This window comes from Thermovirga sp., assembly GCA_012523215.1.
Classification (GTDB): Bacteria; Synergistota; Synergistia; order Synergistales; family Thermovirgaceae; genus 58-81.
Genome location: JAAYIZ010000014.1, coordinates 1 through 2,151, shown reverse-complemented (window position 1 = coordinate 2,151; position 2,151 = coordinate 1). Strand labels below are relative to the sequence as shown.

The following is a 2,151-nucleotide window of genomic DNA, read 5'->3' as shown; positions in this document are numbered from 1 at the left end:
GCGGACCGGTCGCCACCGTAACCTCCGAAGGACGGCGCGTCAGGGTGGCGGCCATGCCCATCAGCATCGACTACAGGTCCTTCAGGGACACGGCCAAGTCGGCCAAGGCCACGAAGATCCTGAAGGAGCTTAAAAGCCAGGTTCCCTGGGAGAATATCGCCATCGGGGTCGACCGCCTGGACTACACCAAGGGCATACCCCAAAGGATAAGGGCCTTCGGAGAAGCCTGCCGTTCCTTTCCCGAACTCAGGGAGAAGATCGCCCTCATACAGATCGTCGTCCCCAGCCGGGAGGACGTCCCCGCCTACCAGGATCTGAGGGAGGAGATCGAGAAACTGGTGAGTTCCGTCAACGGCGAGTTCTCGACACCGGGCTGGATACCAATCCACTATATGCACAAATCTGTCTCCAGGGAGGAACTGGTGGCGTACTACAGGTTGGCCGATATAGCCTTGGTGACGCCGCTGAAGGATGGTATGAACCTGGTGGCCAAGGAGTATTGCGCCTGCCAGGTGGATGACAACGGTGTGCTCATACTGAGCGAATTCGCCGGCGCCGCCGCGCAGATGCACAGGAGCGCCATCCTGGTGAACGCCTACGACATACAAGGCGTGGCAGAGGCGATCCACGAGGCGGTCAACATGCCCCTGGAAAAAAGAAAGAGCCGTATGCGACGCCTGAGAGCGGGCATCCGCAGGCAAAACGTGTTCTGGTGGGTGGACAACTACCTGAGGGCTTCAACGGGCAAGGCCCTGGTCGACTTCCCCGAGGCGAAGATGGCTCCCCTTTTTCACGCCCTCACGAAGCGCGCACCCGAGACCCCGGCAAAAGGGGCCCCTGGCTTCAGTGGCGCTCGAAGGGGTTCCTGAAGACGGCTCTTCCCCCCAACTGTTCCTCGATCTCCAACAGCCTGTTGTACTTGGCGACCCTTTCGCTCCGGCAGGCTGAACCGGTTTTGATCTGGCCGCCACCCATGGCGACGGCGAAATCGGCGATGAAGGTATCCTCCGTCTCTCCGCTCCTGTGGGATATGACATAACCCCATCCGGCGTTCCTGCACATTTTTATCGTTTCCATGGTCTCCGTAACGGTGCCGATCTGGTTCAGTTTAATGAGGACGGCGTTGGCCGCTCTCTCGCGGATGCCCCGCTCGACGAACCTGGTGTTGGTTACGAAGAGATCGTCCCCCACTACCTGGATCTTTTCCCCCAGTTCGGCCGTCTGGGCTTTGAAACCCTCCCAGTCGTTCTCATCGAGCCCGTCCTCAATGGAGACCACGGGGTATTTCTCCACCCACTCCCTGTAGAGGGCCGTCATCTGGCTGCTGGTTTTTTTACCCTGCCCAGACCTGGAAAGATGGTAGGCACCGTTTTCAAAGAAGGAGCTCGCCGCCGGGTCCAGCGCGATGGCAATATCCCGGCCGGGTGTGAAGCCCGCGGTCTCGATGGCCTCGACGATAACCTGGCAGGCCTCGTCGTTGCTCTTCAGATCCGGGGCGAACCCCCCCTCGTCGCCCACGCCCGTGGCGTAGCCCCTTGCCGAAAGTATCTTCTTCAGGGCATGAAAGGTCTCGGTACCGTAGCGGAGGGCCTCGGCGAAGGTTGGTGCCCCAAGGGGCATCACCATGAACTCCTGGAAATCCACGCTGTTATCGGCGTGGTGGCCGCCGTTGAGGATGTTCATCATGGGAACGGGCAACCGGGCCGCCCCAGGACCACCCAGGTAAACATAAAGGGGGAGGTCCCTGGCCTTGGAGGCAGCCCTTGCCACGGCCATGGACACCCCGAGGATCGCGTTGGCGCCCAGCGCGCCCTTGTTCGCTGTCCCGTCCAGCTCGATCATCAGGTGGTCAATCTCATCCTGGCGGGTCGGGTCCATCCCCACAAGGCGCGGTGCGATGATGGCGTTGACGTTCTCCACGGCCCGCAGGACGCCCCTTCCACCGAACCTTGACTTGTCGCCGTCTCGAAGCTCCACGGCCTCATTCTCACCCGTGGATGCCCCCGAAGGCACCGAGGCGGAAACCTCGATGCCGCCCTCGAGCCTGCACCAGGTCCTGACGGTCGGGTTGCCCCTGGAATCCAGGATTTCCATTGCCCTGACTGCCGTGATGGTCTTCTTCAAAACGGTCTCTCCCCTCAATCGATTGTC

2 protein-coding genes are annotated in these 2,151 nt (G+C 61.1%); one reads left to right on the top strand and one right to left on the bottom strand.

From position 1 onward, the window contains the following. Positions 1–869: trehalose-6-phosphate synthase (locus tag GX108_00590; GenBank protein ID NLO55546.1), on the top strand; the 869-nt coding region annotated here is incomplete at its 5' end. Here GX108_00590 and eno read toward each other — a convergent pair. After that, positions 844–2,124, bottom strand: a complete 1,281-nt coding sequence (gene eno / locus GX108_00585) for a phosphopyruvate hydratase (protein NLO55545.1) — start codon at positions 2,122–2,124, stop codon at positions 844–846. The genes GX108_00590 and eno overlap by 26 nt on opposite strands. Positions 2,125–2,151: the final 27 nt, after the last annotated feature.